The organism is Kribbella sp. NPDC049227 (assembly GCF_043197265.1).
In the GTDB taxonomy this organism is placed as follows: Bacteria; Actinomycetota; Actinomycetes; order Propionibacteriales; family Kribbellaceae; genus Kribbella.
On the sequence record NZ_JBICST010000002.1, the window covers coordinates 430,689 to 457,470 of the forward strand.

At 68.3% G+C, this 26,782-nt stretch carries 25 protein-coding genes; 8 read left to right on the forward strand and 17 right to left on the reverse strand.

From position 1 onward, the window contains the following. Positions 1-6: 6 nt before the first annotated feature. The 5 genes from ACGFH6_RS08865 to ACGFH6_RS08885 are packed head-to-tail and all read right to left on the reverse strand — an operon-like array spanning position 7 to position 4,458. Positions 7-627 carry a uridine kinase gene (locus tag ACGFH6_RS08865; protein WP_393381830.1) on the reverse strand — a complete coding sequence of 207 codons (621 nt, stop codon included), beginning with the start codon at positions 625-627 and terminating at the stop codon, positions 7-9. Further along, positions 624-2,039, reverse strand: a complete 1,416-nt coding sequence (locus ACGFH6_RS08870; protein WP_393381832.1) for a hypothetical protein — start codon at positions 2,037-2,039, stop codon at positions 624-626. Before ACGFH6_RS08870 ends, ACGFH6_RS08865 begins: the two co-directional genes overlap by 4 nt. After that, complete coding sequence (locus ACGFH6_RS08875) at positions 2,032-2,397, reverse strand: hypothetical protein (RefSeq protein WP_393381834.1); 366 nt, start codon at positions 2,395-2,397, stop codon at positions 2,032-2,034. Before ACGFH6_RS08875 ends, ACGFH6_RS08870 begins: the two co-directional genes overlap by 8 nt. Before the next feature lie 59 nt (positions 2,398-2,456). Then, positions 2,457-3,452 carry a sigma-70 family RNA polymerase sigma factor gene (locus ACGFH6_RS08880; protein ID WP_393381836.1) on the reverse strand — a complete coding sequence of 332 codons (996 nt, stop codon included), beginning with the start codon at positions 3,450-3,452 and terminating at the stop codon, positions 2,457-2,459. A 31-nt stretch (positions 3,453-3,483) separates the two neighbouring features. After that, complete coding sequence (locus ACGFH6_RS08885; protein ID WP_393381838.1) at positions 3,484-4,458, reverse strand: zinc-binding dehydrogenase; 975 nt, start codon at positions 4,456-4,458, stop codon at positions 3,484-3,486. Between the two features lie 171 nt (positions 4,459-4,629). On the opposite strand from ACGFH6_RS08885, the gene ACGFH6_RS08890 reads away from it, so the two are divergent. Further along, positions 4,630-5,565, forward strand: coding sequence for an AraC family transcriptional regulator N-terminal domain-containing protein (locus tag ACGFH6_RS08890; RefSeq protein ID WP_393381839.1), 936 nt, complete (start codon positions 4,630-4,632; stop codon positions 5,563-5,565). An 8-nt stretch (positions 5,566-5,573) separates the two neighbouring features. Here ACGFH6_RS08890 and ACGFH6_RS08895 read toward each other — a convergent pair whose 3' ends face one another. Continuing rightward, positions 5,574-6,551 carry a GlxA family transcriptional regulator gene (locus tag ACGFH6_RS08895; RefSeq protein ID WP_393381840.1) on the reverse strand — a complete coding sequence of 326 codons (978 nt, stop codon included), beginning with the start codon at positions 6,549-6,551 and terminating at the stop codon, positions 5,574-5,576. A 44-nt stretch (positions 6,552-6,595) separates the two neighbouring features. Here ACGFH6_RS08895 and ACGFH6_RS08900 point away from each other — a divergent pair, with 44 nt between their 5' ends. Next, the gene (locus ACGFH6_RS08900) at positions 6,596-6,751 is read left to right on the forward strand and encodes a hypothetical protein (RefSeq protein WP_393381842.1); all 156 of its coding nucleotides are present in this window, start codon (positions 6,596-6,598) and stop codon (positions 6,749-6,751) included. Here ACGFH6_RS08900 and ACGFH6_RS08905 read toward each other — a convergent pair. Together ACGFH6_RS08905 and ACGFH6_RS08910 are read right to left on the reverse strand one after the other, a co-directional pair. After that, positions 6,732-7,160 (reverse strand): hypothetical protein, encoded by a 429-nt coding sequence (locus ACGFH6_RS08905; RefSeq protein ID WP_393381844.1) that lies wholly within the window; start codon positions 7,158-7,160, stop codon positions 6,732-6,734. The genes ACGFH6_RS08900 and ACGFH6_RS08905 overlap by 20 nt on opposite strands. Further along, positions 7,160-9,457, reverse strand: a complete 2,298-nt coding sequence (locus tag ACGFH6_RS08910; protein ID WP_393381846.1) for a CehA/McbA family metallohydrolase — start codon at positions 9,455-9,457, stop codon at positions 7,160-7,162. Before ACGFH6_RS08910 ends, ACGFH6_RS08905 begins: the two co-directional genes overlap by 1 nt. 194 nt (positions 9,458-9,651) lie before the next feature. Here ACGFH6_RS08910 and ACGFH6_RS08915 point away from each other — a divergent pair, with 194 nt between their 5' ends. Genes ACGFH6_RS08915 through ACGFH6_RS08935 form a run of 5 tightly spaced genes read left to right on the forward strand, consistent with a single transcriptional unit; the run spans position 9,652 to position 14,991 of the window. Beyond that, positions 9,652-10,737, forward strand: coding sequence for an amidohydrolase family protein (locus tag ACGFH6_RS08915; protein WP_393381848.1), 1,086 nt, complete (start codon positions 9,652-9,654; stop codon positions 10,735-10,737). Next, the gene (locus tag ACGFH6_RS08920; RefSeq protein WP_393381850.1) at positions 10,724-11,899 is read left to right on the forward strand and encodes an NAD(P)/FAD-dependent oxidoreductase; all 1,176 of its coding nucleotides are present in this window, start codon (positions 10,724-10,726) and stop codon (positions 11,897-11,899) included. The genes ACGFH6_RS08915 and ACGFH6_RS08920 overlap by 14 nt, the downstream gene beginning before the upstream one ends. Beyond that, positions 11,896-13,167, forward strand: coding sequence for an ABC transporter substrate-binding protein (locus ACGFH6_RS08925; RefSeq protein ID WP_393381851.1), 1,272 nt, complete (start codon positions 11,896-11,898; stop codon positions 13,165-13,167). Before ACGFH6_RS08920 ends, ACGFH6_RS08925 begins: the two co-directional genes overlap by 4 nt. Continuing rightward, on the forward strand, positions 13,164-14,138 hold the full coding sequence (locus tag ACGFH6_RS08930; protein ID WP_393381853.1) for a carbohydrate ABC transporter permease: 975 nt from the start codon (positions 13,164-13,166) through the stop codon (positions 14,136-14,138). Before ACGFH6_RS08925 ends, ACGFH6_RS08930 begins: the two co-directional genes overlap by 4 nt. Then, positions 14,131-14,991 (forward strand): carbohydrate ABC transporter permease, encoded by an 861-nt coding sequence (locus tag ACGFH6_RS08935; protein WP_360448247.1) that lies wholly within the window; start codon positions 14,131-14,133, stop codon positions 14,989-14,991. Before ACGFH6_RS08930 ends, ACGFH6_RS08935 begins: the two co-directional genes overlap by 8 nt. Positions 14,992-14,997: 6 nt before the next feature. Here ACGFH6_RS08935 and ACGFH6_RS08940 read toward each other — a convergent pair whose 3' ends face one another. From ACGFH6_RS08940 to ACGFH6_RS08980, 9 genes are all read right to left on the reverse strand, one after another. Beyond that, positions 14,998-15,846 carry a DeoR/GlpR family DNA-binding transcription regulator gene (locus ACGFH6_RS08940; protein WP_393381855.1) on the reverse strand — a complete coding sequence of 283 codons (849 nt, stop codon included), beginning with the start codon at positions 15,844-15,846 and terminating at the stop codon, positions 14,998-15,000. Positions 15,847-15,943: 97 nt separating this feature from the next. Continuing rightward, the gene (nagA, locus tag ACGFH6_RS08945) at positions 15,944-17,152 is read right to left on the reverse strand and encodes an N-acetylglucosamine-6-phosphate deacetylase (protein ID WP_393381857.1); all 1,209 of its coding nucleotides are present in this window, start codon (positions 17,150-17,152) and stop codon (positions 15,944-15,946) included. Continuing rightward, complete coding sequence (locus ACGFH6_RS08950) at positions 17,149-18,618, reverse strand: glycoside hydrolase family 3 protein (protein ID WP_393381859.1); 1,470 nt, start codon at positions 18,616-18,618, stop codon at positions 17,149-17,151. Before ACGFH6_RS08950 ends, nagA begins: the two co-directional genes overlap by 4 nt. Positions 18,619-18,636: 18 nt before the next feature. After that, on the reverse strand, positions 18,637-19,476 hold the full coding sequence (locus tag ACGFH6_RS08955; protein WP_393381860.1) for a carbohydrate ABC transporter permease: 840 nt from the start codon (positions 19,474-19,476) through the stop codon (positions 18,637-18,639). Continuing rightward, entirely contained in the window at positions 19,473-20,447 is a 975-nt protein-coding gene (locus ACGFH6_RS08960; protein WP_393381862.1) for a carbohydrate ABC transporter permease, read from the reverse strand. Before ACGFH6_RS08960 ends, ACGFH6_RS08955 begins: the two co-directional genes overlap by 4 nt. A 12-nt stretch (positions 20,448-20,459) precedes the next feature. Beyond that, entirely contained in the window at positions 20,460-21,758 is a 1,299-nt protein-coding gene (locus ACGFH6_RS08965) for an extracellular solute-binding protein (RefSeq protein WP_393381864.1), read from the reverse strand. Then, complete coding sequence (locus ACGFH6_RS08970; protein WP_393381865.1) at positions 21,755-22,981, reverse strand: ROK family transcriptional regulator; 1,227 nt, start codon at positions 22,979-22,981, stop codon at positions 21,755-21,757. The genes ACGFH6_RS08965 and ACGFH6_RS08970 overlap by 4 nt, the downstream gene beginning before the upstream one ends. Before the next feature lie 167 nt (positions 22,982-23,148). Next, a complete protein-coding gene (locus tag ACGFH6_RS08975) occupies positions 23,149-24,495 on the reverse strand; it encodes a diguanylate cyclase (RefSeq protein WP_393381867.1) in 1,347 nt (448 codons plus the stop codon). Between the two features lie 179 nt (positions 24,496-24,674). Beyond that, on the reverse strand, positions 24,675-25,919 hold the full coding sequence (locus tag ACGFH6_RS08980; RefSeq protein WP_393381869.1) for an MFS transporter: 1,245 nt from the start codon (positions 25,917-25,919) through the stop codon (positions 24,675-24,677). A 180-nt stretch (positions 25,920-26,099) separates the two neighbouring features. Here ACGFH6_RS08980 and ACGFH6_RS08985 point away from each other — a divergent pair, with 180 nt between their 5' ends. Continuing rightward, positions 26,100-26,564, forward strand: coding sequence for a hypothetical protein (locus ACGFH6_RS08985; protein ID WP_393381871.1), 465 nt, complete (start codon positions 26,100-26,102; stop codon positions 26,562-26,564). Positions 26,565-26,782: the final 218 nt, after the last annotated feature.

Sequence of the window (26,782 nt, forward strand, 5' to 3'; positions counted from 1 at the left end):
CCGGGATCAGGTGGTGCGGTGTTGGATCTTGGGGTGGGTCGGGTCCTGGTGGTCGACGGTGAGGGTGGCGGTCGCGGAGGGACTGTGCTGGGTCTCGTAGGTGCGCCAGCCGGGGATGTACTGGGTTTCGAATTGTTGGCGGACGGCGTCGGGACTGCCGTAGTCGGTGTGGTCGCGGAGTACGCCGCGGCGGAGCATCTCGGCTTCGTTGATGTGTAGGTAGATGCCGATATCCCAATAGGGGCGTAGGGCGGACTGCAGCAGGAACACGCCGTCGACGAGCAGTACTGCGTTGGGTGGCGCGATGTCGGTGGTGTCGTCTGCGGTGCGGTAGTTGCGGTCGCCGTCTGGTCCGAGCGGGATCAGGAGTCCGGTGATGAGCGCGGGCAGGTCGAAGTTGTCATCGAAGTAGCCCGCTGCTGGGACTGTGGGCTCGAGTGGCCGGATGTAGTCGTCGACGCTGGCGCGGATCGTTGGCCGGACCCCGGACAGGGCGAGAGCGAGTTCGTCGGCCAGCGTGGTCTTGCCGGCGGTATCGGGGCCGTCCACCGCGACACGCACCGGATGATCGTCAGTCACATTGACGATCAGATCGACCAAGTGCGTCAGGAAGTCCTGGCGCCTCACCGCGGACTCACTTGGTCTGGCGTGACTCCGGTCCACTCGAGCAGAGTGGCGAGGTCGAAGGGCAGGTGCTCGGGTTGGGCCGCAGCGGGCGCGTGCAGTGCGCGAGCCGCGGCGGCGATCCCGAAGATCGTCGTACGGAATCTCAACTCCAGCTCGGGGTCGTCGTTCGGCTCGCACAGAAAGACCTCGATGCCGTCGGGATAGACGATCACCGGGGAATCGCAGATCGCACACATGCGGACCAGCCGTTCGTGGGTCGGCTCGAACATCATGCCGTCGCGGGGGATCTCTCGCAGTCCGGCCAGATAACGCTGAACCGCCTGGGCGGTCGCGATCGTGATGAGCCTGGTGAAGCTGGTGATGATGTCGGGGTCGGTGAGCGTCGACAACTGCCGCTGCTGCCAGTCGTCGACCTCGTTCAGCGCGACATCGATCTCTCTGCGGCGGTCCGGCGGAACATCGACGAATCCGGGCCGGATGTCGCCGTACGCCGCGATGACGGCCTCGACGAGTTGCCGCGCGGTCGGATCGGGGACACCGTTGCGATGGAACGCCTTGGAGAGCAGGGGAAATCGCTGCAGTCCGAGGGCGAAGCGCGCATACGGTACGGCGGACTCGAGGTAGTCGGGAGGTGGCGGTACGCCGTACACGTGCGTCAACGGGCAGGCGAGTGCCCAGTCGGAGAGCCGCAGGAGCGAGTAGTTGTCGGCGTCGCTGCGCGCGACGGTCGCAAGCTCTTGGAGGGTGCGGTAGACGTCGACGTGATTGGTCGCGACGTACTCGTCGAGCCACCTCCGGGCGCGTTTGCGGGACACGCCGCGAAGCAGGTCGACGGCGAAGGTGCTCGCGTGGCTCTCGAGGATGTTCTGCGTGCTGGTCAGCTTTTCCGGGCGGCCGCTCGCATCGTAGAGACCCTCCGACCCGAAGGTTCCGAACGTCCCGAAGTGCAGTGGGCTCGCGTCGTCGAGTGCGGCGCGGGCGACGCGCAATGCGTCGTAGAGTTCGCCGATCGGGTGGCCCAGGGCCTGTCCGAGGAGGTATCGCTGGGTCGACTCGATGGCGCGGATCGCCGTGAGGTGGCGCGCGGCTTCCGCGTCAGCGGGAAGGTCTCCGGTGAGCCATGGCGTGGGGACCCGCAGGGACGCGTCGCTTGCGAGCAGGCGCAGTAGTTCGAGGGTGTGGAGCACCTGCACATGGCAGCCGACGCGGTACACCATGCCGACCGCGGTCAGGGACCACTGCGCGCGATGCACGAACTCGTCCAGCAAGCCGGCCATCGGCGTCGCCATGCCGGCCGAGGTCACGGACAGTTCGATGTACGGGAAGGCGTCGGGGATGCGGTGCGTGAAGGAGAGGTGGTCGGTCCGAGGGGAGTAGCGACCACGCAGATCCTTGTCGACCTCGTCAGTCATCGTCGTCGGCGCGGCATCGGCACAGCTTCGACAGGCCCTTCTTGACCAGCAGCGTCGCCACGGTGCCGGCGGGGATACCGCCCAGCACCGTGACGATGACGTCCGCGACGGCCGCGGTGAGGGTCAGCGTGTCGCCGAAGTTCGACGACTTCTTCTTCGCGCAGTAGTTCCACTCGTCGCAGATCCGATGACGGAGGGGTTCCTCGAGGCGGTCGAACGTACGGCGACCTGTCTCACGCGCCTCGACGGGCGAGAACATCACGTCGGCGTTGGCGGGATCGGACCGCGCCAGCGCGATGTAGAGCTGGTCCTCGTCGAGCAGCAGCAACTCGGCGAGCTCGTCCTCACGCGCAGTCATGTCGGAGTCAAACACGCCAAGATCTGCGAGCACAATCCCGCAGCTCCGCGCCGTGCAAGTCAGTGCGGGAGTACGTCGGGGAACCCGAAGGTCGTGACCAGCGTGGGGTCGTGGAACTTGATGACGGCGGAGATGCCGGTGGGGGTGGGAGCCAGTACGACGGCGCCGTCGGCCCGAAGTGTGCCGTCCGAGGCCCGGTGGTACACGGCGGCGGCCGGCTGCCCGTTCGCGATGGTCGGGATCATGCGCCACTCGCCGGGTGCGCCGAGCACGTACGCGTCGAGGATGTGGACGCACATCGCCCGGCCCGACTGCCAGTCGCGGAACGGCGTCGCCTCCAGCGTGGCGTCCGCGCGCAGTACCTGTTCCAGCAGGCCGGCATCGGAGCGCTCGAAGGCCGCGATGTAGCCGTCGAGCAGCGCGCGTGCCCGTTCGTCGGTCGGTTCGAGCAGCTCCGCGGGCTCGGGCTGCAACTCGTCCAGCCGGGCGCGGCCGCGCTGCAGACCGCTCTTGACCGCCGCGACGGTGGTGTCGAGGACCTCCGCCGTCTCCGCCGCGGAGAACGCCAGTACGTCGCGCAGGATGAGGATCGCCCGTTGGCGCGCGGGCAGGTGCTGGAGACTGGCGATGAGCGCGAGCCGCACCGACTCGCGCGCGACGACGACGGCGGCAGGATCGTCGGCGGGCGGGGCGATCCACTGGTCCGGCAACGGTTCCAGCCAGGAGACCTCACCCGGCGCAACGAGACTCGGTTCGCGATCCGGTCCGTCGTACGGGCCGGCCAGACCCGAGGGGAGCACCCGGATCGCGCGCGGCTTCAGCGCTCTCAGGCAGACGTTGGTGGCGATCTTGTAGAGCCACGACCGGATCGACGCCCGGCCTTCGAAGCCGGCGTACGACCGCCACGCCCGCAGATAGGTCTCCTGCACCAGGTCCTCGGCATCGTGCGCGGAGCCGACCATGCGATAGCAGTGCGCCAGCAACTCCCGGCGGAACCGCGAGGTCTCGGCGGTGAATCTGTCGTGATCCGCTGCCGCCCGCAGATGCGATGTCACGCCGCGAGCCTAGCCATCGAATGCCGCATCCTCAGGGCAGCAAGGCCAGCTTGCCCACGGTTGCCCTGGCTTCGAGTTCCGCGAGCGCTTTCGGGCCGTCGGACAGTGCGTACGCCGTGGGCCGGCCGGGCGGCAACACGCCGGCGGCGATGAGGGCGGACAGCTCGCCCATGACCTCGCCGAAGACTTGCGGCGCGGCCTCGATCAGTACGCCGAGGTTGAAGCCGATGAGATGGACCTGGTGCTTGTACACCAGCTCCCAGTTGGTGATCGCCGCTTCGCCGCCCGGAAGGCCAGACACGATGACCCGGCCGGTGACCCGCTTGGCCGCGGCCAAGCTGGCCTCGAAGGTGGCGCCGCCTGCCGACTCCAGCACCAGATCGGCACCAGTACCGCCGGTCAGCCGTAGTACCTCGGTGGCGAGGTCGCCGCCGAGAGAATCCAGGACGTGGTCGGCCCCGGCTGCCAGCACCGTCTCGTGCTTGCTCGGCGAGGCGGTCGCGATGACCGTCGCACCGTAGTGCTTGGCCAACGTGACCGCGGCCTGGCCGGTCGCGCCCGCGGCGGCGTGGATCAGCACGGTCTGCCCGGCGGTGATGCCGCCGAGGGGCTTGAGTGCGGCCAGCGCGGTCGGCCAGTTCACGACGAGGCCCAGAGCCTGCTGCTCCGTCCAGCCGGCGGGCAATGGCATCGCCGCCGCCGCGGGGAGCACCATGTACTCGGCGAAAGCGGCGTTGCCGACGCCGACCACGCGAGTCCCCGGCTTCGGGTCGGTCACAGCATTGCCCACGGCAACAACCTCCCCGGCGGCCTCGAAGCCGGCCAGGTAGGGCGGCCGCGGACCGTGCAGGAAGGTGCCGTGGGCCTGCGAGATGTCGGCGAAGTTGACGCCCGCGGCGGCGACGCGGATCAGGACCTCGCCCCGGCCTGGGCTCGGCACTGGAGCGTCGGTGATCAGCCGCATGTCCTGCGGGCCGTTGAGAGATGTCTGCTGCAGCGCGTGCATGGTCGCGGGAGCCTTTCGTTCTCGGCGTACATGAGAGAGGCCTGCGCCTCCCACCATGTAGATCCCGGTCACCGCACAAAGGAATCGATCGTCCTGGAAGCTTGCCTGATCCTACTGCCCTGGCCATCAGCTCTGGCGTCAACATGTGTCGCGGATTGTATGATTCTGCCCATGGAACGGAGCGCTGCGTTCGACTCCCGAGGCGCCGGCCGCACCCGCCGACTGGCTGAGCTCGTCGATCTCATCGCCAGGCATGCTCGTCCCGACCAGACGACGCGGATCGACGGAGTGCTGGCGTCCGCGGAGACCCGAGTCGGGGAGCCGACCCCGTCTCGATCCGGGACCGTGATGGCGTTGATTGCCCAGGGCGCGAAGCGGATCGCGTTGGGCGACCGCACGTACGAGTACCGCCAAGGGCAGTACCTCGTCGCGTCCGTGGACCTACCGATCACCGGCCACTACGTCGAGGCTTCGGCGGCGACACCGGCCCTTGGCTTCGGACTCGTCATCCGTCCCTCGGTCGTTGCGACGCTCCTGCTGGAGGCCTCTCAAGGGCCGAGTCACCGGCCGGCCGTGCCCGCCCTCGGAGTCGCCGACGCCAGTGAGGCCATGATCGACGCCGCCGTACGCATGCTGACGCTGATCGAGCGGCCGCGGGATCGTGATGTCCTCGCGCCCATGATCGAGCGAGAGATCCTGTGGTATCTCCTCAACGGCCCGATGGGACCGGCGATGCGGCAGATCGCGATGACCGACAGTGGACTGACGCAGATCAGCCGCGCGGTTCGATGGATCACCGACAACTACGATCAGCCGCTGCGGGTGCAGGAACTGGCCGGCATGTGTGGAATGAGCGTGTCGTCGTTCCATCGCAACTTCCTGGCCGTCACTGCCTTCAGTCCGCTCCAGTTCCAGAAGCAGGTGCGGCTGCAGCAGTCCCGATTGCTCTTGCTGTCCGGTGCGGGAGATGTTGCCACCACTGGATTTCGCGTGGGTTATGACAGTGCTTCGCAGTTCAGCCGTGAGTACCGACGCCATTTCGGCCTGCCGCCCGGACGCGACGCCGCACGCCTCCGGGCTCTGGCGGAAACCTCGACCGAAGCGTGAGTGTCCGCTCAGCGGGGTTGGAAGGCTCGGCGGTAGGCGAGGGGTGACATGTTCACTCGGCGGGTGAAGTGCTGGCGCAGGTTGATGGCGGTGCCGAATCCGCAATGTCTGGCGATGTCCTCGATCGACAAGGCTGTGGTTTCGAGGAGTTCCTGGGCGTGGCGTACGCGCTGGGTGAGTAGCCATTGCAGTGGCGTCGTACCGGTCTCCTCGCGGAAGTGCCGGTTGAGCGTACGCGGACTCATGGCCGCCTGCTGCGCGATGTCGGACAGCGTCAGCGGCTCACCGAGTCGGTCGCGCACCCACCGCATGGTCGGCTCCAGCGAACCACTGTCGCCGGTGGGGTCCCGGTGGACGATGAACTGTGCCTGGTCGCCGTCGCGCTGAGGTGCGATCACGACATGGCGGGCAGCGTCGGCTGCGACGGCCGCGCCGAAGTCGTTGCGCACCATGTGGATACACAGGTCGAGGCCGGTCGCTGCTCCGGCCGACGTCAGCACATCGCCGTCGTCGACGAACAACACGTTCGGGTCGACCTCGACCTGCGGGAAGCGTTCGGCGAATGCCGTGGCGGAGGTCCAGTGCGTCGTCGCCCGCCGTCCGTCGAGCAGCCCTGCGGCGGCCAGGATGAAAGCGCCGCAGCAGATCGAGGCGATCCTGGTGCCGCGGCTGTGCACCTGCCGAAGGACATCGAGTACTTCGACGGACGGTTCGATGTCCGTGCGTGCACCAGGCACGATCACTGTGTCGGCGGTCAGTGCGGCGGACAGGTCGTACGGCGCGGTCATCCGGAACATCTCCGCCCCGCTGCGGCCGCACACCACGAGGTCAGGTCGCTCCCCGCACACGATCACGTCGTACAGCGGATCGCCGAACACCGCCCCGACCGGTTTCTCATGGGAGTGGGCGGTCGCGAACACCTGGCCGGGGATCGCGAGCTCGAGGCTCTTCACGTGGTTGGCGGCAACGACGGCGATCCGATGCATGGCGACAATCTATCGGAGGTGGGCATTCTTGCCACTGTCGAGCCGTGCCGAGCATCGCGACGATGATCTGCATGCTCATCGTCATCCAGTTCGTCGTGTCCGTCGTCGGCGTCCTGCTACTGGCCTTGTTCGGCTGGATTGCCGACCGGCTGGCGCGTCCGGCACGCCGTCTCCAGCAGTTCAGCCGCCCAGAACGGTGAGGGGTCTTCTGTGCTGTGCGGTGGAGCGGAGGAGGAGGTACAGGGAGCTGTGGTTGGCCAGGCCGCCGAGGGCGCCGAGAGCCCGGAACGTCAGGGTGATGTCCACGACGGTCGGTGCGTCGAAGCGGACCCGGAAGCCACCCTCCTGGCGTGGTTCGCCGGTGAGTTCGTGGACAGGCAGGTCCAGTTCGACGCCGGGCACCGGGGCGCTCTCGATCGCCAGCTGACCCGTCACATAGCCCTGGTTGACGATGGTGACATCGATCGTGTGCCATTCGCCCGCGGCCAGACTCTCCACCCGGGTTGCGGTCCGGGCGACGTTCACCCGGGCCTCCGGGTTGATCGCGACGGAGATCGGCGCCGCGGTGTCGACCGGGCCGCAACAACCGGCTGCTTCGCCGTGAATCATCAGTCCACCTCGCATTCGTCCCGACGGGTCAGGTAGGCGGCCTGCGCGGCGTCGTACGCCTCTCGCGCTTCCGCTCGCTCGGTCTCGCGGATGAAGCCGGACTTCGCCTTCCACAGCGCGTCGACCGAGTCGTGCAGCCACTGCGCGCTGCGACGCGAGGCCCGGATCGGCCGGCCCGCGATCTCGACGAAGATCGGCTGGGTGTGCACGCTGCGCAGGATCCGCATCGCCACCCAGGACGAACGTTCCAGCGGTACGTCGAACTCGACCGCCTGCTCGTTGCCGTCGGCAAGCACCTCCTGGGACCCGACCGGTACGCCGTTCACCAGCACCTCGACCAGCACAGTGCGGGTCTGGCCGATCCGGGCGCGCTCGATGTGCCAGCCGACCGGTGCGCTGTACACCGGCTGGCCGGCCGCCGGAGCCGCGGGCGGCTGCTCGGGCAGCCAGGCCGCGACCGTCGCGCTCACCCGGACCGGTCCTGAGGCATCGACGCTACGTTCCCGACCGGTGTCGCCATCGACGGCGAAGTCGTACACATGGCTGCGGCCGTCACCGAAGTACGACGCGCGTTCCTTCAACCCACCGAGCCACGACTCCAGAGCCTGATCGCCCTGCGGCGGCTCCGGCAGCTGGACGTACGTACGCCCGACGCCGGGACCGTCGTCGTAGATGCAGGGGTAGTCGGTCTCGCCGAGCATCAGAGTGCGGTAGCCGACGTTCAGCAGGTGGTACCAGACGTTCATCTCAGCGGCGGGGGAGAACTCGGCGCCGCACTGGAAGTCGGCCGCACCGAGGGGTACGTCGACGATGATCTCGTTGGAGCCGATCGACTGGAACTCCGGGATGACGTAGTTCGGCAGGTCCTCCGTGCCGACCGCGAGGCCGAGCCCGCAGTGCGCATACCCGACCATCGCGTTCTGCGCGTGGCCCCAGCGCATCACCGGCAGGTTCCACGACGGCCAGTCCTCGATCAGCTTGGTGCCGGGATAGTCCTGGTCGGTGAGGCCGAGCAGGATGACGTGACCGGAGTGGCTGGACGGGAAGCCCGACACCTCGAGGTCGTACCGGAGCAGGCTCTGGCCGTCGTGGTCGGTGTCCTGCGGATCCCAGGTCATGCCTTGCGCCCGCTGCATGTCGGGGTACTCCAGCTCGGCGCGCGGGCTGATCGACGAGCCGCTGAAGAACTGCTTCTGGTGGTAGTAGCACGGCCCCCAGGTGAGCACGCTGCCCATCCACAGTCCTTCGCCGCGCACGTGCCGGATCATCGTCTCCGGGTTCACGCCCTCGGACGGCACGCTGTAGTGCGAGCAGCCGCCGGCGTGGATGTGCGGGTCGCCGGAGTAGTAGCCGCGGGTGGCAGGATCGGCCCAGCGGTCCAGCTCGATCGTGACCGCCTCGGTGTCGGCCTCCACCTCGACCTCGACACGGACTTCGCGGTACTCCGGTCCGCGGCGTGCGGAGATCTCGTACTGACCGGCAGGGAGCGTGATCACCTCGCCGGTCGCCCGGTAGACGTGTTCGTGAAAGAACATGTCGGGAGCCAGCCGCATCGCCTTCGACGGATACGCCCGCCGCTGCGAGTCGCGGACGGTCAGCGCCGCCACACAGCTGCTGCCGTCAGGCTCCCGGATGTCGAACCGCACGTCGCGGGCCGGCAGGCAGTCGAACTCGATGGACGCGCCGTACTGGCGGCTCTCGAACCCCATCCGCTGCCCGGCCTTCGCGAACGGCGGCCGGGTCAGGCTCTCCGTCGCTTCCTCCACGGCCAGGATGAAGGCGAGTTCGCCGCGACGGCTCCCGCCGTCGCGGCTGTACAGACTCATGACCTTGTACTCGACATCGAGCCCCGACACATCGGTCGGACCGGCGAGCTTCGCCTGGAGCCAGCTGCTCTCGATCCGCGGTACGACGGTCAACGTGTCGTGCAGCGTGATCCGCGCGGCGTGGCTGTGGTGGTCGACCAGTCCGAGTACGCCGCCCGGACCGCCGGCCAGGTCGCCCAGCAGCCGATGCGGGTTCACGACCCGGACCAGGAAGCTGCGCCACCCGTGCTGGACCAGTCGCGGTGGCGCCGCGCCCGGCGTGCTCGCCGTGTAGCCCCGCTCGTCGATCTCCACGTCGACCAGGACGTACGGCCGCAGCAGTTCCTCGATCGCGGCGGACCGCACGGTATCGGTTTGCGAGTCGTCCGCCAGCTTGGCCAACCGGCCGGCGAGGTCTTCGGGGAGCGGTTCACCGATGTCGCGCAGTTTCTCGACGGCTCGGGTCGCGGACGCATGCAACGGTTGGAACACGAGGCCTCCTCATGGTGCACCGGACTTCGACCCTATGGTCGAACGCCTGCCTCGTCATCTCCTTTGTTCGGCCGCGAGCAACCGCGGCCCACCGATCACTTCGACTGATCGTTTGCTGGTCGCCGCTCGACGGCGGTCCTAGCGTCGGCCCCGATCTGGCTGGTTCTCCAACCGTGCTGTGAATCGAGGGACGAATGCCCGAGCCACTCGCTGATGTCCGGCTGCGCGACTTCGCGCCGGTCTCGATGATGACCACCGCAACCACCACCGTGACCGATCCGGCCGCGCCGATCGTCGACGTACACAACCATCTCGGACGCCGGAACACCGGAGTCTGGCGGGCGCCCGATCCGGACGCCCTGATCAAGACGATGGACGAGGCGGGCGTGGCAACCATCGTCAACCTCGACGGCGAATGGACCGATGAGCTCGAGGCGAATCTCGATCGCTACGACCGTCGGTACCCCGGCCGCTTCGTGACCTTCGCACGCCTGGACTGGAGCGACACGTCGACACCCGGCTGGGGCGACCGGATGGGTGCCTCGCTGACCGATTCGGTACGTCGTGGCGCGGCGGGACTCAAGCTCTGGAAGGACATCGGCCTGCGGATTCGCGACGAGAACTCCGAGCTGATCTTCCTCGATGATCCACGGCTCGAACCGCTCTGGGACGCGCTGGCCGAGTCGGGGGTGCCGGCCCTGATCCACACCGCCGACCCAGCGGCCTTCTTCCAGCCACTCGATCGTCACAACGAACGGCTCGAGGAGCTGCTGCGCCATCCCGACTGGCACTTCCACGGGCCTGAGTTCCCGCCACTGCAGCGGCTACTGGACGCGCTCGAGGCCGTTGTCGCCGCCCACCCGCAGGTGCGCTTCATCGGTGCCCACGTCGGCTGCCTTGCCGAGAACCTCGACTGGGTGGAGCAGATGCTCGACCGCTACCCGAACTACCGCATCGACCTGGCCGCGCGGATTGCCGAGCTCGGCCGTCAGCCACGACGTACCCGGGCACTGATCGAGCGCCATCCCGATCGCGTGCTGCTCGGCACCGACTGCGCACCACCCGAGATCGCCGACTACCGGATGTACCTGCGCTTCCTGGCCAGCGCGGACGAGGGCTTCGCGTACTCGTCGATCGAACCGCCGCCGACCGGGCGCTGGACGATCTCGGGCCTCGGGTTGCCGGACGAGCTGGCCGCGCGGGTCGAAGGCGACAACGCCCGCGCGTTCATCCCGGCGCTCGCGCAAGCCCGGGCGGGGAACAGCGATGGCGGACTGTGACCTGATCATCCTCGGCGGCGGCATCGTCGGAGCAAGTGCCGCGTTGGCCGGCGTCCGGAAGGGCGCGCGGGTCGCGCTCGTCGACGCCGGCCTGGCCGGTCGTGCGACCGATGCCGGCGCGGGCATCGTGTCCCCGGTCGCGCTCGATCGTGGCGAGCAGCGCCCCGACTGGACATCGGTGATCACCGAATGCGTCGGCTACTACCGCAGTCTTCTGGCCGAGCTGGACGCGGTCGATCCGGCCGGAGCCGGCTCTGCGACGTTCGAGCAGGTCGGCGAACTCGTGGTGGCCGGCAACAATCCGCACGAGCAGGCGGCCCTCGACGCGGTGACCGAGCGCCTCTCTCGTCCAGAGGGGCGTCGAGCGCATGGCGTCACCAAGCTGGTCGAGACGGTCGACGGCGCAGACCTTCGCAAGTACTGGCCGGAACTGCGTGGCGATCTGCGCGGAATCTTCATCGCCGAGGTCGGTCGGGTCGTCGGTTCGCGGTTGCACGACCGGTTGATGACAGCGGCGCGCCGGCGCGCCCAGGCCCGGTCCGACGGTGCCCGACTCGAGGTGATCCCCGGCACCGGGATGCTGGACCCGCAGCATCCGGTACCGCGGGTCCGCGTCGGTCACCGCGTGATCGACGGCCACGCGGTGCTGCTCGCCACTGGTGCCTGGGCGGGCGCAGACCTGGCCGCGTTCGGCGTACAGGTCGACATCCGGCCGATCCGTGGGCAACTCGTCCACCTGCGACTCGACGGGCGGCAGACGGGCATGCGACCGGTGGTCAACACACCTGGCGCCGGCTATCTGCTCGGCTTCGACGACCGCATCGTCGTTGGCGCGACCCACGAAGACGTCGGCTTCGACGCCCGGGTCACGGCCGGCGGACAGCAGTCCGTCCTGAATGCCGCACTGAACCTGGCGCCCGGCCTGTCCGACGCCACCGTCCTGGAGACCAGGGTCGGCCTCCGCCCGGCCACCAGCGACGGTCTGCCTTTGGTAGGGGCGTTGGCGCCGGCGATCCACGTCGCCACCGGCCTGGGGGCGTGGGGGCTGACGCTCGGGCCCTTGCTCGGCGACCTGGCGGCCCGGCACGCACTCGGCGACCACCTGCCGGCCCGCCTCGACTTCCTCAGCCCAGGCCGCCCACTCATGAAGGAGTCCGCATGAAGCGTCTACTGAGTCTGTTGCTCGTCCCACTGTTGTTCGCCGCGGCCGCCTGCTCGGGATCCTCCGAGTCCGGCGGCGACAGCGACGAGCAGGTCACGCTCACCTACGCCATCTGGGACCAGGCCCAGGCGGCCGCCATGAAACAAATCATCCAGGAGTTCCACACCCAGCACCCGAACATCGACGTACAGGTCCAGGTGACGCCCTGGGAGAGCTACTGGACGAAGCTGCAGACCAGCGTCACCGCGGGCAGCGGCCCCGATGTCTTCTGGATGACCATGGTGTACGCCCAGTACTACGCCATCGGCGGTGGCGTTGCTGCGCTCGACGATCAGGTCAAGAAGTCGAAGCTGGACACGAGCGTCTACGTGCCGGCCGTCACCAAGGCCTACACGGTCGACGGCAAGCTGTACGGCATCCCGAAGGACGTCAACGGTTTCGGGCTCTGCTACAACAAGAAGCTCTTCGACGCCGCCCGAGTGAAGCACCCGGACGCGTCCTGGAAGTGGACCGACGTGATCGCCGCGGCCCAGAAGCTGACCAACCAGCAGAAGGGTGTCTACGGATTCGTCGCACCGGAAGCCGACGAGCTGAGCTGGTACCTGACCGTGCCGCAGGTCGGCGGGCAGGTGATCTCGCCCGACGGCAAGAGCTCCGGGTACGACCAGGACGCGACGATCCAGGGCATCCAGTTCTGGACCGACATGATCACGAAGTACCACGTCTCGCCGACGTTGCAGCAGACCACCGACACCGACCCGCTCGCGATGCTCACCTCCGGGAAGGTCGCGATGCGGTACTGCGGATCCTGGGAGCCCGAGGAGATCGCCGCCGTCCCGTACGGTAAGGCCAACATCGGCATCGCGCCGTTGCCCGCCGGTCCGACCGGGAAGCGGGACTACTACAGCAACGGACTGGCGAACAGCATCTCGGCCAAGACCAAGCATCCCGAGCAGGCGTGGCAGTTCCTGCAGTTCCTCGGATCCGAACGGGCCGCCGAGATCCAGGCGAAGACCGGCACCGTCATTCCGGCGTACCAGGGGCACGCGGACGCGTACGCCAAGGCGATGCCGGAGTTCGACCTGCAGGTGTTCGTCGACCATCTGAAGTACGCCCAGCCGTTCCCCGCCTCGACCGACACCTCCGTCTGGCGCGACGAGGTGACCAAGCAGTTCGCCGAGGCCTGGACGGGCAAGGCCCCGGTCGCTGACGTCGCCCGGAGCGTGGCGGAGACGATGAACACCGCGCTGTCGAAGGAGAAGAAGTGAGCGGGCAGGGCACCGCGACAGCGCCACCCGAGGTGCTGACCGGCGGTGAGACCGGTCGGCGGGCCGGCTCGGCTCGCCGCCGGCGGCCGCGACCGCCGACCCGGGACAGCGGCTGGTGGGCGTTGATGTTGCTGCTGCCGGCCGCCGCGGGACTCGCCGTCTTCGAGATCTGGCCGACGTTCCAGACGATCTACTACTCGTTCACCAGTTGGGGAGCCTTCGGCGGGCACGCCTGGTCGGGGCTGGAGAACTACCGCACGCTGATCGCCGACTCCGACGTCTTCCACGCCATCGTCAACACGGCGATCATCACCGCGATCACGCTGCTCGCGGTGCCGCTGTCGGCGATCGTGGCGGCACTGCTCAGTCTCCCCGGGATGCGCGGCGTCACCATCTATCGCACGCTCTACTTCCTGCCGGTGGTCACCTTGCCGGCCGCGGTCGCCCTGACCTGGAAATGGCTCTTCAACGGGGACTACGGCCTGATCAACTGGTTGCTGTCCAAGATCGGCATCGACGGTCCGCACTGGCTCTCCGACCCCGCCACCGCGATCTTCGCGATCAGCATCGTCGGCGTCTGGGGCTCGATCGGCTACAACATGGTGATCTTCCTGTCCGGCATCCGGGGCATCCCGGTCGACTACTACGAGGCCGCCGAGCTGGACGGTGCCGGCCGGCTGGCGCAGTTCTTCCACGTCACGGTTCCCCTGCTGACGCCGTCGATCTTCTTCGTCACGGTGATCACGGTGATCAACTCGCTCCAGGCGTTCGACCTGATCTATCTGATGGTGGGCCAGCAGAGTCCGGCGATCGAACGGACCGAGACGCTGGTCTACCTCTTCTACCAGCGCGGGTTCGCCGAGCACGACGGAGGTTACGCGGCGGCGATCGGCGTACTGCTGCTCATCGCGACCCTGATCCTGACCGCGGCGCAGTTCCGGCTGCAGAGGAGGTGGGTGCACTATGGCTGACTCGATTCAGCTGACAGCCCGGCGAGGCCGCAGGCGTTCCCGGCCGCGGCACCCGATCGCGCATCTGGTGCTGTGCCTCGGTGCGATCTTCATGGTCGGGCCGTTCCTCTGGCAGCTGTCGACCTCGCTACAGACCTTCGGCGAGTCGGTGAGCGTGCCGCCGACGTTCCTGCCGCACTCACCGCAGTGGTCGAACGTGACGACCGTCTTCAGCGCCTTGCCGTTCGGCCGGGAGTTGATGAACACGACGCTGATGACCATCGCGCGAACCGTCGGGCAGGTGCTGTTCAGTTCGCTGGCCGGCTTCGCCTTCGCCCGGATGCGGTTCCGCGGCAACGCCGTACTGTTCGCGATCTTCCTGTCGGTGACGATGGTTCCGTACCAGGTGTTCCTGCTGCCGCAGTACCAGATCATGCAGGGCCTGGGACTGCTGAACACACTGACGGCATTGTTCCTGCCGGGCATGTTCAGTGCGTTCGGGACCTTCCTGATGCGGCAGTTCTTCCGGCAGATCCCGATGGAGATCGAGGAGGCCGCGCGGATCGACGGCGCGAACATCCTGCAGATCTTCTGGCGGATCATGCTGCCGATGAGTGCCCCCGGGATGATCGCGCTCGGCGTACTGGTGATCATCTGGTCCTGGAACGACCTGCTCTGGCCGCTGGTGGTCAACTCCGATCCCCGGCAGATGCCGGTCTCCGCGGGACTGGCCAGCCTGCAGGGGCAGTACACGACGAACTTCCCGGTGCTGATGGCCGGATCGCTGCTGGCGAGCCTGCCGGTGATCATCGTGTTCATCGTCTTCCAGCGTCACCTGATGAGCGGCATCGCCTTCTCGGGAGTGAAGGGCTGAGCGGCGTCAGCTGAGCGGGAGTGAGACGTCGGCGGAGATCCGGGCGAGATGCACCGTGACGCCCAGGCCGGTGAGCCGGGCGAGCTCGTCCGGATCCGCCGACGGATCGGTGACCAGGATGTCGATCTCCGCCGCGTCGGCGACCTTGGCCACGGTCGTCTGACCGACCTTGGAACCGTCGGCCACCACCATCAGCCGGTGCGCATGGGTCACCATGGCGTGATTCGTCCGGGCCTCGGTGTGGTCGTGGGTGGTGACGCCGTGGGCCGCGCTGACGCCGTCGGCGCCGAGGATGGCCAGGTTGACGTTGATCCCGTTGAACGCGTTCTCCGCCAGGCTGCCGACCAGCTCGAACGAGCTCGCCCGGATCACTCCACCGGTCATGATCACCTGCAGGTTCGGCCGGGCCGCCACCGCGGCCGCGGTGGTGAGCGCGTTCGTGACGATGGTCAGCCGCTGCCGGTGACCGAGCTCCCGGGCGACCTCGGCAGTCGTCGATCCGCCACCGATCGCCACGGCGAGCGGCCTGTCGGTCGGCAGCAGGGCAGCGGCCGTGACGGCGATCGCCCGCTTGGCCAGCGGGGACTTCGTGTCCCGGAGCCGGACCGGCAGTTCAGGCCCCGTGTTGGCCCGGGCACCTCCGCGGGTCCGGCAGACGAGGCCCTGGTCCTGTAGGTGGGTCATGTCCCGGCGCAGCGTCGCCGGTGACACCTGGAGCTCCCCACACAGGGCGCCGACGGACATCGCGCCGCGCGTGGTCAGGAGGTCGAGGATCTCGGCCAGCCGTTGAGTACGGCGGGGAGAGGGGGCGGACGGTTGCCAGGAGTGGAGCGCGGGGAGGGCTGCCGTACTCATGACGATCACCTCGTTCCGGCCTGGACGGCGGGATGGATCGCCTCAGTGTGAGGGACTGCGCACCCGCCGTCGCGGTTTCGCTCAGTCAGGGTGAGCGCTAGCGATCAATGGGCTTGCCTGCCAGGTAGACGGTGTGGACGGTGAGGTCTTCCGAGAGGAGGACGAGGTCTGCGGACTGGCCGATGGCGATGGTGCCGCGGTCGTGCCAGCCGTAGTGACGGGCGGCGTTGGTGGAGACGAGAGGGGCGGCTTGTGGGGGAGTCAGGTGGAGGAGGCGTACGACGTTGGCCAGTGCGTCGGAGAGGAAGTGGACCGAGCCGGCGAGGGTGTCGGTGTCGCGGAGTTTGGCGATGCCGTGGTGGACGGTGACGTGGCGGTCGGCGTACGAGTAGTCGCCGTCGCCGAGGCCGGTCGCGGCCATGGCGTCGGTGACGAGGATCGAGCGGTCGGGGCCTGCGGTCCGGGTCGCGACGGTCAGGGCTTCGGGGGACAGGTGGGTGCCGTCGGCAATCAATTCGCAGGCGACCCGGTCGTCCAGGAGGGCGACACCGACCGGGCCGGGGCGGCGGTGGGTCATGGTGGGCATCGCGTTGAAGAGGTGGGTCGCCGTACGGGCGCCGGCATCGAAGGCCTGGCGGGTGTGGGATCCGTCGTCGTCGGTGTGACCTACGGCGAAGGTGATCTGCTCGTGGTGGCGGTGGATGAGGTCGACGGCGCCGGGGAGTTCGGGGGCGATGGTCATCGAGACGGCCAGGCCGTCGGCCGCGTCGATCAGGTCGGCGAACACCTGGTCGTCGGGGGTGAGGAGGGCGGACTCGGTCTGTGCGCCGCGGCGCTTCGGCGACAGGAACGGGCCTTCGAAGTGGATGCCTCGGATGTTCGGTGCCTGGTTGGTGTTGACGGCTCGAGCGATGGCGGTGGCGGCGGCGAGCATCCGATCGAGTCGCATGGTGGCGACGGAGGCGATCAGCGTGGTCGTGCCATGCGCGAGGTGACTACTGGCGGCCTGGATGACGTCGTCGGTGTTGCCGGAGTACAAGGCAGCTCCGCCACCCCCATGGCAATGCGTATCGACAAAGCCGGGCAGCACCCACCGTCCCCCGACATCAACCACTCCGTGCCCCGGCTCAACCTCCCCGCCCGTGACGCCGGCAGAGCCGGCGTCACGGGCGGGTGTTACGGGCGGCTGGCCGACGCCGTGCGGTGGTTCGCCGGGGCCGAGTGCGGTGATGTGGCCGTGGTCGATCTGCAGCCAGCCCTCGAGGAGGGTCGGCGTGCAGATGCGGGCGTTGGCCACGGTGATCATGAGCCGAGTAGCCGCCGGGTGGCCGCTTCGGCGCAGACGCGGGCGCTGCCGAAGGTCTGGATCCAGCCCGCGAAGCCCGAGTAGTCCGTGCCCGGGACGCCCATGTCGACGACGATCATGTCCGGGTGCTGGCCCTGCAGCTCCCCGATCAGCTTCTCCTGCCAGTCGAACCGGTGCGCGCCGCGAACCATCAGTACCACCTGACTGTCCGCGCCGTACTCCGACCGGAACTCGCCGACCCCCGCCCGAGCCATCCCGGGCCCGTTGTACGTCTGCCCCGACAACCCGATGCTCTCGACAACCTTCCCGGCGTCTCGCAGCAGCGTCTCCACGCCCCAGCCAGAAGAGCCGGCCGCGGGGGAGTGCGTCGGCTCCAGCCGGATGATCAGTACGGCGTCACTCCGCAGTACCGGATCCCCATGAGTTACCACCACCTGCTCGGCAAGCCGCCCACCGAGTGCGTTGTCCCGCAAACCAACGTCCGCCTTGGGCCGGGTCCCGAGCCGAGCCAATCGCTCGTTGGCACTCTGCAACCGCTCCAACGGCAGCCGTCCACTCTCGACGGCTTCGACCAGCGCGGCAGCCGCCACGTCCACGTCGTCGAGGAACGCCCACGATCCGAGGCACAGCGCGTCGGCTCCGGCCTCGATCGCCCGTACGGCGGCCTCTGGCAACGGCGCTACGTCGGCGATCCCGTACATCTCCAACGCATCGGTGATCACCACCCCGTCGTACCCGAGCTCTCCGCGCAGGATGTCGGTGAGCAGCACCTTGCTGATCGTCGCCGGTACGTCGTCCAGCTGCGGAACCAGGTCGTGCGACACCATGATGCTGTCGACCCCGGCCTCGATCGCGGCGCGGAACGGATCGAGGTAGCTTGCCAGCAACTCGTCCCGGGAGACGTCGACCAGCGGCGTCGCCAGATGCGCGTCGGTCCCGCTCATGCCGTGGCCCGGGTAGTGCTTGGCACAGGCACTGACCCCGGCCGCCTGCAGGCCTTCCACCCAGGCAGCCGTGTGCCGGCTGACCAGGTCGCGGTCCGCTCCGAAGCAGCGGATCCCGTTCGGGCTCAGCGGATTCACGGCCGTGTCCACCGCCGGCGCCAGGTCCCAGTCGATCCCGGCCTCGACCAGCGACAGGCCGATCTGGAACGCGGCCTGCCGGGTCAGCTCGACGTCGTTCAGCTCACCGAGCGCCCGGTTGCCGGGCATCGAGAAGCCGCCGAGGTTCGCCAGCCGGCTGACGTCACCGCCTTCCTCGTCGATCGACAGCAGCACGTGGTCACGCAGACCGTGCAGTTCGGCGGCCAGCGCCTGGAACTGCGGGCCGTCGACGATGTCCTTGCCGAAGATCACGAAACCGCCGAGGCCGGCCTCGATCCTCGGCCCGACCCAGTTGGGGACCTTGGGCCGGCCGAGGGCGGGGAACAGCACACCATGGGCGAGCCGGTCGAGCTCTGAACTCACAACATCCTCCTGAGGGATTCATCCTTTGACGGCGCCGCTGGTCATCCCGCCGACCAGCCGGCGCTGGACCAGCAGGAAGACGACCAGCACCGGGAGCGAGAAGATCGCCGACGCCGCGATGGTGGCGCCGTTGTCGATGCCGTCGGAGGTCTGGAACGACACCAGCCAGACCGGCAGCGTGTAGTTGCTCTGCGACTTCAGGAACACATAGGCGAACAGGTAGTCGTCCCACGCGCTGATGAAGGCGAAGATCGAGGTGGCCACGATGCCCGGGGCGAGCAGCGGGAGCTGGATGTGCCAGAAGGCACCGAACCGGCCGCAGCCGTCGACCATCGCGGCCTCCTCCAGCTCCAGCGGGATCCCGTGCACGAAGCCGCGCAGGGTCCAGATCGTGAAGGGCAGTACGAAGGTCATGTAGGTGATGATCAGACCGGGGACGAAGTCGATCGCCCCGACCGAGCGCAGCATCAGGTAGAGCGGGATCACCATCGCCGACCCCGGCACCATCTGGACGAGCACGAGCCCGATCAGGAACGCCCGGCGGCCGACGAACCGGAACCGGGCCAGCGCGATCGAGGCGCCGAGGGCAACGACCAGCGCGATCAGTACGGTCGACACCGAGACCAGCAACGAGTTGCGCACGTAGTGCAGGAACGAGCCGTGGGTGAGCGCCGTACGGAAGTTCTCCAGACTGATCGGCCACGGGATGAACTCCGGCGTCGCCGACAGGATCTTGCCCGGCTCCTTCAACGCGGTCGCGAACATCCAGTAGACCGGGAAGATCACGATCAGCGAGACGACGACCGCGATCACGTTGGGCACGGTCCGCTTCCGGCCGGGCGCTCCCGCGGCCCTCATGCGGTCACCTCGCCTTGCGCGAACAACCGTCGTACATAGAGCACGGCCAGGGCGGCGAGCAGGATGACGGTGATGATCGCGATCGCCGCGCCGCCGCCGTAGTCGTTGCGGGTGAAGGCCTCGAGGTACGAGTAGACGCCGAGCGTCGTCGTACCGCCGTCCGGGCCGCCCTGGGTGAGCACCCAGAACGGCGTGAACGAGTTGACCGACCAGATGACCTCCAGCAGCACGAGGACGGCGAGCACCGGGGCGAGGATCGGCAGCGTGACATGGCGCGCCATCGACCACCGCCCGGCACCGTCCAGGCCGGCCGCCTCGTACAGGTCGTCGGGGATCTGGCCCATCGCGGCGTACAGGGTCAGCGCCACGAACGGCAGCCCCTTCCAGACGATCAGCGCGATGATCAGGAACAGCGCCTGGCCCGGCGACCCGAACCAGTCGTGCGCGGAGAAGTCACCGAAGACCTTGAGCTGCGTGATCACCCAGTTCAGTACGCCGTACTGCGGCTCGAACAGCCACCGCCAGATCATCGACGCGGACACCATCGGCATCGCCCAGACCAGCACCAGACAGACCGACAGCATCACCCGGGCCCAGCTCGACACCTGGCGCAGCAGCGACGCGAGCAGGAACCCGATCACCATCAGCGCGGCGACACAGGCCACGCTGACGATCAGCGTGCGGAGCAGGACGGACCAGAAGTCGCTGTCGCCGAGCACCCGGGTGAAGTTGCCCAGGCCAACGAACGGCGCCTCCCCGGTGAACAGCGACCGCGGCCCGAAGTCCTGCACCGACAGCCAGATCAGCCGCACCATCGGGTACCCGAGCACGACCGCGAACGCGAGCACGGCCGGCCCGACCAGCCCGTACGGCGTGAAGCGGGCGAGCCGGTTCGTCCGGACCGTCTCGTCGCTGCGTGGTGGCGTCGGCGCGGCGGTTCCCGCCTCCGGCGCTTGGGTGAGCGAGGTCATCAGCCGCTACCGTCAGCGCGGACCGGACTGGGCGTTGAACGCTTCGGTCGCGTGTTTGTCGTACTCCGCGGCGGCGCTGCCGATGTCACTGCCCTTGGCGATCTTGGAGAAGAACTGCTCGTTGTAGCTCTCGGTCTCCAGCGTCGCCTCGCCCGGAGTGGCCGGCAGGGCCTGGCTGACGGTCGCGGCTTGAGCGCCGAGCTTCAGCACGTCCGGCACGTTCTGGGTCGGCAGGAAGTCGGTGACGACCGGGAGTTGGTGGATGGTCTGCGTCATCGTCTGCTGGAAGGTCTTGCCGGTGACGATCTTCAGCCAGTCGACCGCGGTCTCTTTGTTCGGGCTGTTCTGGGCGATGCCGATGGTGGAACCGGCAACGATCACCGGCAACGGCGAGCCGGCCTGGTAGCCCGGCATGATGAAGTAGCCGGCGTCCGCGGCGGCCTTGGCGTTGATCTCCTTCACCGCGCCCGGTTCCCACGCCTTGACGTAGATCATGGCCGCCTTCTGATCGGCGAAGATCTGGTCCTGATCCGGACTGTCGGTGTTCGCCCCGATCGAGGACGGCGTCGAGCAGGCGTTCTGGAACTTCTTCCACTCCGCCAGCCCGGCCTGGTTCTCCGCGCTGCTCATCGTCGCGGTCCACTTGCTGTTGTCCTCGGTGGCGATCTTGCCGCCCTTGCCGAACAGGAACGGCATCCCGGCGAACCAGTACTGGCCGGGCATGTAGAACGCGGAGAAGTTGGGGATCGAGGTGTGCGCCTTGGCCAGCGTCGCGCAGTCCGCGACCAGCTCGTCGAGGGTGGCCGGCGGCTTGGCGATGCCCGCCGCGGCGAACATCTTCTTGCTGTACATGACCACCTTGGTCCCGCCATACAACGGAGCGGCGTACAGCTTGTCCTGGTACGTCGATGGCCCGGCCAGACCGGCCAGCCACTTGTCGGACGACTCGAAGCCGGCCTTGTCGGCGGTCAGCTCGGCCAACGCGCCGGAGGCGGTCAGCATCGGCGTCTGCGTGTTGCCCATCTCGACGATGTCCGGCGGATTGTCCGAGGCCAGCGCGGTGGTCAGCTTGGTGACGATGTTGTCCCACTGCTGCACCTCGACCTTGACCTCTACGTCGGGGTGCTTCTGGTGGAACTGCTCGGTCACGTCGTCGATGATCTTGTTGTCACCCGGGCCGCCGGTCATCATCCAGACCGTGAGCTTGTTGGTCGGTGCTGCCTTGCCCGGGTCGGACCCGCCGCAGGCGGCCAGGCTGACGAAGGCGGCTGAGATGGACGCGATGACACCCAACGTCTTCCAACGCTTCATGTCGGTTCCTCTTTCGCTGATTGGTCGACAGCGCAGCCGTCCAGCTGGGCCACGACACCGGGGGCGGACGTGGTGATCGAGGCGACCTGGTGGCGCGCCACCCCGATCGCGGTGTAGTAACCGCTCAGTGCTGCGGCCATCGCACCCAGCAGGCCGCCGGACTCGCCGAGCACGGATCGGTGCAGATCGCTGTGCACACCGACGGTCTCGTACGTCTCGGCGCTCACCGTCTCCAGTACGGAGTCGCTGAACGCACCGGAGAAGCCGCCGGTGAAGACCACCGTGCTCGGCTCGTAGGCCAGAGCGACGATCGACACCAGGTGCAGCAGCGCCTCGTGGATCTCGTCGACGAGGCCGCCGAAACGGTCCGGGTCGGCGAACACATCGTTGGCCGAGCCGAGCTGATGCCCGGCCGCCTGCGCGAACGCGAGCAGTCCCGCACCGGACAGCAGGTCCCGCAGGCGTTCCTTGCGGCCGGGCAACCGCAGCCGGCCGAACTCGCCGAGCAGACCCTCGGGTCCGGCCAGCACCTGCCGGTTGATGGCGACCGCCGAGCCGAGACCGGTGCCCAGGCTGAACAGGACGACGGTCTCGTCCCTGGGCAGGTCGCCGTAGTGCAGCTCACCCAGCAGGGCCAGGTTGGAGTCGTTGTCGATGATCGTCGGTACGCCGAGTTCGGCGCTGACGGTCTCGACGAAGGTGGTGCCGAGGATCTGCGGCAGGTTGAACGCGCCGACCACCCGGTCCTTGCTCGAGGCAACCACACCGGGCAGGCCGATCGCGACCGACGTCAGCGGTACGCCGTCGCCGTACCGCTGGACCAGACCGAGCACCCGGGCCGCGATCCAGGACGCCAGCTCGGCGGCGCCCAGGTCCCGCGGTGTCTCGTCCCGGCAGCGGATGATCGCCGAACCGATCCCGTCGGCGATCACCATCCGGCAGTACGTGCCACCGAGATCGATGCCGCAGACCAGCCCGGACCGCGGGTTGAAGCCGAGCGCGGCAGCCTGCCGGCCCGGCCCTTCCCGGACGATCTTGTGCTGCTCCAGGGCCAGCCCGTCGGCGAGCAGGTCGTCCACGATCCGGGCCACGGTCGCCCAGCTCAGTCCGGTCTGCTCGACCAGTTGCCGTCGGTCGATCCCGGCACCCGACAGCAGCGCGGCGATGATCGCCCCGCGGTTCGCCGTCCGGGTCCCGGCACTGCCTCGCACCAGCTTCGTCATTTATTCTCACGTTGAATAGAATTAGTTGAGCTGAGACAGTAATCCCGCCATGTGGTCCCTGTCCAGCGGTAACTACATCTCCACCCGACGTGAGCGCACGGCGTACCGACAGCCGCGCGTGGCTGTCCGCGGCCGCCCGGAACGGGCGTCCGGAACCCACCCGACGGCTAGTTACCGGGGTTCGGTGTTTCGTCGGCTGGTTCGGTGGCCGGGGCTGTGACGACGCGGTTTCGGCCGGCTTGTTTGGCGACGTAGGTGGCGGTGTCGGCGGCGAGGATGAGTTCCTCGAGGGTCGTTCCGCAGCTGGGGTACGTCGCGGTGCCGACGGAGCAGGTGAGGCCGTCGAGAGTGGTCTGGCCGCGGGGCGTGGTGATGGTGACGGTCAGGGCCTCGATCCGGTGCCGGATGCGTTCTCCGGTCGCGGTGGTGTCCTTCGGGTCGGTGGTGGGGAGCAGTACGGCGAACTCCTCACCGCCGAACCTGCCGACCAGGTCGTCGGTCCGCACCTCACGGCGGAGTTCGTCCGCGATCGCCTTCAGGACCTGGTCGCCGGCCGGATGTCCGTGCGTGTCGTTGACGGTCTTGAAGTGGTCCAGGTCGAGGAACACGATGCCGAGCGAGGTCTGGGTCCGCGCCGCCCGCGCGAGTTCCTTCCCGGCCATCTCGTGCCAGAACACGCTGTTGGCCAGGCCGGTCTGCGGGTCGGTGCGCGCCGCGGTCTGGAACTGGCCGACGAGCAGCGCCCGGTGCAGACCGAGGATGGTCAGGAGCAGTACGACGACCGTCCAGGGCTCATGCCTGAGCAGGCTGGCGGTGGCAACGCCCAGGCCGAGTGATCCGGCGACGATCAGCTGATCGCTCAGCCGGCCGAGCGCCTTCTGGGCCGGCGAGTCCGGATTCGACAGTAGGACGGCGCCGACGACGAGGGCGTAGTTCACGAACCAGTACGCGAGCCCGGCGACGGTGACAGCGACGAGGCCGAGCGGCCCGGGCGGATAGCCCGGGTACGTGTCGGGGGAGAGCGCGACCAGGGAGACCGCAGCGGCCGCGCCGGCCAGAACGATGGTGGCGGCGGAGAAGAACCAGCGGTACGGGGTGACGCGGCGGAGCCGGAACCACGAGTGGGTGTAGGTCAGCGCGATCAACGCGAAGGCCAGCGGCGGTGGCAGGACCAGGACCCCGGCGAACGTCCACATGCCTTTGAGGTTCACGTACGGAACGCCCTCGGCGGCGACCTCACGGAGGCGCTCGATGCCGCGTGCTGCCTCGATGTGGATGGCGGAGCCGACCGCGAGCATGCCGAGCCAGACCCAGTCCTGGACCCGGATGTCGATGGCACCGACAGTAGCGATCACCAGAGCGAACGCGCTCAGGTCGACGGCCAGGACATAGCCGACGACTACGGTCGGTGCCGACCACAGCCCCCAGCGGCTCGGGCGCCAGGCGCCCAGGCGTGCGGTATCGGTTCGGCGGCGATGCCGCCGCCGCAATCGCCAATGCCGGATACTCGACATGAATCGGTCCCCCAACAAGCCTCACTCGTCCACGGACCAGGGTAGCCGCGAAATCACCCAACGTCACCGCCTCAGGCTGACCGGTCGGCGGACGATCCGGATGCCGGGAGGAGGTGTGTCGCCATGCGCAACAACGACTGGCACTGAGCAGCCACACTGTCCTGCCCCGACAACCCTAACTAGTCCGGCGAAGTCGTCGTACGCCGGTAGCCGATGGCCGCGCCGAGCGCCACGGCAGTCCCGAGGGCACCCGCGATCGCCACCACCGACGCGGGGTGCCACCGGTCTGCCGCGGCGCCGGCGGCCAGTACGCCGAGCCCCTGCGACACGATGAGCGCGGTGCGGGCCAATCCGAAGGCCTGGCCCCGCTGCGCGTCCGGCACGTTCAGCACGAACGACGCGTTCGCGGCGAGCTGGTACGACGAACACAGTCCCGAGACCGCCCACAGGGCGACCGTCATCCAGAGACCGGGGTGGATCAGACAGACGATCAGTGGGACACACGACCCGACCGCCAGGGGTCCCATCAGGGCCAATCGACGTGCGGGCGCGAGTCGGGTCAGGAGCAGCATGCCGACCATCTGGCCGGCCGGGTTCGCGGCGAGCAGCAGGCCGACCGCGAGCGGCCCTCCGCCGACGACGGCGGCGTACGGCGCGGCAAGGCCTTCGACACTCACGTAGAACCCCGCCACACAGGCGAGCGCGATCAGATAGCGCAATCGTCGATCGCCCCAGACCAAGCGAGCACCAGCCGACAACGAACCCCACCAGCTGACCCGGTCCACCGAACTGGTGGCCGTAGGCAACGGGCGGTCCCGGACACCGACCCGGACCAGCACCGCGGACAAGAGGAACGTGCCCGCATCGAGGGCGAGAGCCTGGCTCGTCCCGAAGGCAGCCACCAAGGTGCCACCAGTCACGAAACCGGCCAGTTGCGCGGCCTGCGCGGTCACATTCGACACCGAACTCGCCAGCACGTACGTGTCGCCGCTCAGGATGTCCGGCAACAGGGCCGCCCGCGCGGACTGGAATGGTGCCGCCAGCAACTGAACGGCCACCAGCAGCACGCACAGCAGCCAGATCGGCGCTCCCGGAATCGCCATCAACGCGACCAGCGCGGCTCGGGCGAGGTCGCACCACACCATCACCCGGCGCCGCGGGAACCGGTCCGCAAGCCACGACAGCAGCGGGCCGGCGGCGATGTCCGGCAGGAACGTCAGTGCGTACGTGACGGCCGACAGACCGGCCGACCCCGTCCGGTCGAACACGAGCACCGCGAGTGCGACCCGAGCCAACTGGTCGCCGATCACCGACCCGAGCTGGGCGCCCCACATCCACCGGAACTCCGCTACGGCGAACACTTCGCCGTACGTCGCGGGTCTGTCCGCCGGATCGGGACGAGCGGACTCGGCGGAGCGGGTCATGAGAACGAAGTTACCCCGCCGCCGAGGCCCGCAGATCCGGTGCGGCGAGTCGGGGACCGGGCCGGTTTCGAAGCGGCCGGAGGTGGCCACTGGATCCGCTAGAGTGCTGACGGCCGACTCGTTGCCTTCGGCGCGTACTTCGACCCAGCGCCGTGTGTCTCGCGAACAGAGAGTGCTTACGTGGTAATGGCTTGGCGGTTCGGCGCGGTCGGCGCCGAGTCCGTCATGGCCGTCGTCAGCGATGCGAGTCTGTTCACCGCGTGGATCGTCGCCGTACCGCCGGTGGGGCACATCGACCCGAAATGGCCGTACGTCGGCGCGGTCGTGCGGAAGGCCACCGATCGCGAACCGCATGGCAGACATTCCTACGATCGGCATCTGACCATCGCGATCGTTGAGACGTGGGACCCGCCGCACGAGGTCGTTCTGCGGCTGCGGAGCGGCCTGGGTGGCTGGATCCGGCTGTCCGTCAGAGTCCAGCCGAGACCAGGGGGATGCCTGGTCGAGGTCCGATCCGATCCGCTCACGGTTTCGGCGCGGCTCCGGTACGCCGGATCGGCCCGATCCCACGCCGAGGAGCGTTGCGCGGCGGTCGCCGAGAACCTCCTTCGCCTGGCCACGGACCTCGAGGCGGACAGCGGTTGAGGCGGCAGTTCCATACCGTGACAGCTTTCACTCAACGTCACTAGATGCTCCGAGGCGATGCTTCTGGCCCGCGAGCGGAGGTATGGTGCCTGGAAATTAACGGGGAAGGTGGTCAGAAATGACTGCTGACAATGCACGACACCGACGGTCAAAACGTCATCCATTCATCCAGCGACTGACGCTCCGATGGCATCGGGAGAGGCCCACCGACCCGCCGC

Excerpts from the sequence above, each read along its gene's own strand:
- ACGFH6_RS08870 (WP_393381832.1), bottom strand. The coding sequence starts at position 2,039 with ATGACTGACGAGGTCGACAAGGATCTGCGTGGTCGCTACTCCCCTCGG.
- ACGFH6_RS08875 (WP_393381834.1), bottom strand. The coding sequence starts at position 2,397 with ATGACTGCGCGTGAGGACGAGCTCGCCGAGTTGCTGCTGCTCGACGAG.
- ACGFH6_RS08885 (WP_393381838.1), bottom strand. The coding sequence starts at position 4,458 with ATGCACGCGCTGCAGCAGACATCTCTCAACGGCCCGCAGGACATGCGG.
- ACGFH6_RS08890 (WP_393381839.1), top strand. The coding sequence starts at position 4,630 with ATGGAACGGAGCGCTGCGTTCGACTCCCGAGGCGCCGGCCGCACCCGC.
- ACGFH6_RS08895 (WP_393381840.1), bottom strand. The coding sequence starts at position 6,551 with ATGCATCGGATCGCCGTCGTTGCCGCCAACCACGTGAAGAGCCTCGAG.
- ACGFH6_RS08905 (WP_393381844.1), bottom strand. The coding sequence starts at position 7,160 with ATGATTCACGGCGAAGCAGCCGGTTGTTGCGGCCCGGTCGACACCGCG.
- ACGFH6_RS08915 (WP_393381848.1), top strand. The coding sequence starts at position 9,652 with ATGCCCGAGCCACTCGCTGATGTCCGGCTGCGCGACTTCGCGCCGGTC.
- ACGFH6_RS08920 (WP_393381850.1), top strand. The coding sequence starts at position 10,724 with ATGGCGGACTGTGACCTGATCATCCTCGGCGGCGGCATCGTCGGAGCA.
- ACGFH6_RS08925 (WP_393381851.1), top strand. The coding sequence starts at position 11,896 with ATGAAGCGTCTACTGAGTCTGTTGCTCGTCCCACTGTTGTTCGCCGCG.
- ACGFH6_RS08935 (WP_360448247.1), top strand. The coding sequence starts at position 14,131 with ATGGCTGACTCGATTCAGCTGACAGCCCGGCGAGGCCGCAGGCGTTCC.
- ACGFH6_RS08940 (WP_393381855.1), bottom strand. The coding sequence starts at position 15,846 with ATGAGTACGGCAGCCCTCCCCGCGCTCCACTCCTGGCAACCGTCCGCC.
- nagA (WP_393381857.1), bottom strand. The coding sequence starts at position 17,152 with ATGATCACCGTGGCCAACGCCCGCATCTGCACGCCGACCCTCCTCGAG.
- ACGFH6_RS08955 (WP_393381860.1), bottom strand. The coding sequence starts at position 19,476 with ATGAGGGCCGCGGGAGCGCCCGGCCGGAAGCGGACCGTGCCCAACGTG.
- ACGFH6_RS08960 (WP_393381862.1), bottom strand. The coding sequence starts at position 20,447 with ATGACCTCGCTCACCCAAGCGCCGGAGGCGGGAACCGCCGCGCCGACG.
- ACGFH6_RS08965 (WP_393381864.1), bottom strand. The coding sequence starts at position 21,758 with ATGAAGCGTTGGAAGACGTTGGGTGTCATCGCGTCCATCTCAGCCGCC.
- ACGFH6_RS08970 (WP_393381865.1), bottom strand. The coding sequence starts at position 22,981 with ATGACGAAGCTGGTGCGAGGCAGTGCCGGGACCCGGACGGCGAACCGC.
- ACGFH6_RS08975 (WP_393381867.1), bottom strand. The coding sequence starts at position 24,495 with ATGTCGAGTATCCGGCATTGGCGATTGCGGCGGCGGCATCGCCGCCGA.
- ACGFH6_RS08980 (WP_393381869.1), bottom strand. The coding sequence starts at position 25,919 with ATGACCCGCTCCGCCGAGTCCGCTCGTCCCGATCCGGCGGACAGACCC.